Origin of the sequence: Isoptericola sp. NPDC060257, assembly GCF_042726645.1 — a bacterium.
GTDB classification, from domain to species: domain Bacteria; phylum Actinomycetota; class Actinomycetes; order Actinomycetales; family Cellulomonadaceae; genus Isoptericola; species Isoptericola nanjingensis.
Map to the genome: position 1 here is coordinate 1 of NZ_JBHXAW010000393.1, position 2,926 is coordinate 2,926.

The following is a 2,926-nucleotide window of genomic DNA, read 5'->3' on the forward strand; positions in this document are numbered from 1 at the left end:
GATCTCCAGCGGCAGGGTGCGGGTGACGCCCTGCAGGCTGCCGGCGAACGTGATCGTGGCGCCGAACTCCCCGAGAGCGCGGGCGAACGACAGCACCGCCCCGGACAGCAGGCCCGGCCACACGAGGGGGAGGGTCACGCGGCGGAGCACCGTCGTCGGGCGCGCGCCGAGCGACGCCGCGACCACCTCGTAGCGTGCGCCCGCCGTGCGCAGGGCGCCCTCGAGGCTCGTCACGAGGAACGGCAGCGCGACGAACGTCTGCGCGAGCACCACCGCCGTCGTCGAGAACGCGACCTGCACGCCCGCCACCTCGAGCGTCTCGCCGAGCAGGCCGCGCCGACCGAACGTGTAGAGCAGCGCGATGCCGCCCACCACGGGCGGCAGCACCAGCGGCACCATCACCAGCGAGCGCAGCAGGTCGATGCCGGGCAAGCGGCGCCGCGCCAGCACCAGCGCCATCGGGACGCCGAGCACGAGGCACGCCACCGTGCTGGCCGCCGACGTCTGCAGGCTCAGCAGCAGCGCCGCCCGCGCCGACTCGCTGGTGATCAGCGACCAGTAGCTCGACCAGTCGACCCGCGTCGCCATCGCGACCAGCGGCAGCAGCACGAACAGCCCGCCCACCGTGGCGGGCAGGAACGCCCAGCGCGGCAGGCCGACGGCGGTCCCCACGCTGGTCGAGCCTGTCGAGTTCCGCACGGTTCCCCTACGGGGCCGCGAAGCCGAACCCGGCGAGGGTCTGCCGGCCGTCGTCCGACAGGACGAGGTCGACGAACTCCTGTGCCAGCTCCGCCTGCCTCGCGTCGGCGACGGGCGCGATCGGGTACGTGTTGACGGCCTCGGACGCCTCGGGGAGCTCGACGCCCTCGACGTCGGCCCCCGCGGCGGCGACGTCCGTGACGTAGACCAGCCCGGCGTCCGCCTCGCCCGCGACCACCTTGCCGAGGACGTCGGTCACGCTCTGCTCCTCGCTCACGGGCCGCAGGTCGAGGCCTGCGGTGTCCGCGACCTTCGCGGACGCGGCCCCGCACGGCACCTCGGGCGCGCACAGCACGAGCCTCACGTCCGGGGAGGCGAGGTCCTGCAGGGACTCGACGCCGGCCGGGTTGCCCGGCGGGACGGCGATCTCCAGCGCGTTGGTGGCGAAGTCCCGCGGGTCGGTCACCAGGCCGTCTCCGACGAGCTTGTCCATGTTCGCGGTGTCCGCGGAGGCGAAGACGTCGGCGGGCGCGCCCTGCTGGATCTGCGCCACCAGGTCGGACGACCCCGCGAAGCTGAGCTGGACGTCCACGCCGTCGTGCGCCGCCTCGAACTGCTCGGCGAGGTCCTCGAACGAGCCTTTCAGCGACGCCGCCGCGAACACGGTGAGCGTCGTCGTTCCGCCGTCGTCGCCCGACGCCCGCGCGCCGCAGCCCGCCAGCGCCGTCACCGCGGCGCCGATCGTCAAGGCCGCGGCCCCGGCGGCGACGTGCTTCCTCATGCGACTCCCTTGTCCTCTGCCTCGATCACGACCGTCGTCGACTTGATGACCGCCACCGCCACGGAGCCGCGCTCGAGACCGAGGTCGCGCACGGCCTCGCTGCTCATGAGGGACACCACGCGGAACGGGCCGCACTGCAGCTCCACCTGCGACATGACCGGGTCGCTCCGGATGTCCGTGACGAGCCCGACGAAGCGGTTGCGCGCCGAGCTCCTCATCCCGCCGGGCAGGGCCGGGACGGTCGCGTGCTCGCGCGCCACCATCGCCACCTCGTACCCGTCGACGACCTTGCGGCCCGACGCGTCCGTCGTGGACCCGAGCAGCCCGCGGTCGATCCACCGGCGCACGGTGTCGTCGCTGACGCCGAGGTACACGGACGCTTCCGAAACTCGCATGTGCGGCACGATCAGCAGCATAGTCCCGCACATGCAGGACGAGGGAGCTGAGTCTGCTGCACCGTCGAGGGTGACCGCGCCCGTGTCCGGAGGGGGACCTGAACCCCCGCGCCCCGGACGAGCGCGACGGGGCGGGCCTCCGTGACCTGCTGAGGACCGTGGGCGGCGCGGGACATAGGCTGACGCCCGTGCATGACGACGTGACGCGGCGACGGTCGGTGGCCGACCACGCGGCCGCGGTGGCCGAGGCGGTCGAGCCCGCCCTGGCGGCGGCGCGCGGGCGGGCGTCCGCGCGGATCGACGTCGCGACCCTGCTGACGCAGGTGGGCGCCGGGGCCGGGCTGTCGCCGCGCGTGCTGGCGCGTGACGCCGTGGCCGCCGTCGCGCTGCCCGGCTTCGACAACTCCCAGATGGACGGGTACGCGGTGCGTTCCGCGGACCTCGCCGGCGCGTCCGTCGGCGACCCGGTGGCGCTGCCCGTCGTCGCCCCCGTCCCCGCCGGGACCCGGCCGCCGGCGCTGGACCCGGGCACCGCGGCGCCCGTGATGACCGGGGCGCCCGTGCCCGCCGGGGCCGACGCCGTCGTCAAGATCGAGGACGCCGACCCGCCGCGCTTCCCGGACCCCGCCACGACCGCGGAGGTCCGGTTCGCCGCTCCCGTCACGCGCGGCACGTTCGTGCGGACGGCTGGCTCCGACGTCGCGGCCGGCGACGTGCTGGTCCCTGCGGGCACGCCGCTCGGAGGCCCGCAGCTCGGGGCGCTCGTCGCCGCGGGCGTCACGACCGTCGAGGTCGCGGCCCCGCCGCTCGTGCTGCTCGTCTCCACCGGCTCGGAGCTGGCCCCGGCGGGAGCACCGCTCGGCCCGGCGCAGGTGCACGACGCCAACGGCGCCGCGCTCACCGCGGCGCTCGGGCAGGCGGGCGCCCGGGTCACGACCCGCGTCGCGCCGGACCGGCCCGACGCGCTGCTCCGGGTGCTCGCCGACGCGGCGGGCGACGTCGCCCTCGTCGTGACGACAGGCGGCGTGTCCGCCGGGGCGTACGAGGTGGC

4 protein-coding genes are annotated in these 2,926 nt (G+C 75.7%); 1 reads left to right on the top strand and 3 read right to left on the bottom strand.

The features are described from left to right. The 3 genes from ACFWEK_RS20450 to ACFWEK_RS20460 all read right to left on the bottom strand — a co-directional run. Positions 1-672 (bottom strand): ABC transporter permease (locus tag ACFWEK_RS20450; protein ID WP_430555228.1); only part of this gene is annotated, 672 nt, incomplete at its 3' end. Positions 673-706: 34 nt separating this feature from the next. Next, positions 707-1,480 carry a molybdate ABC transporter substrate-binding protein gene (gene modA / locus ACFWEK_RS20455; protein ID WP_430555229.1) on the bottom strand — a complete coding sequence of 258 codons (774 nt, stop codon included), beginning with the start codon at positions 1,478-1,480 and terminating at the stop codon, positions 707-709. Beyond that, positions 1,477-1,884 carry a molybdopterin-binding protein gene (locus ACFWEK_RS20460; protein ID WP_430547549.1) on the bottom strand — a complete coding sequence of 136 codons (408 nt, stop codon included), beginning with the start codon at positions 1,882-1,884 and terminating at the stop codon, positions 1,477-1,479. The genes modA and ACFWEK_RS20460 overlap by 4 nt, the downstream gene beginning before the upstream one ends. A 179-nt stretch (positions 1,885-2,063) precedes the next feature. Here ACFWEK_RS20460 and ACFWEK_RS20465 point away from each other — a divergent pair. Then, positions 2,064-2,926, top strand: an 863-nt coding sequence (locus ACFWEK_RS20465) for a molybdopterin molybdotransferase MoeA (protein WP_430555230.1), incomplete at its 3' end; no start/stop codon positions are given.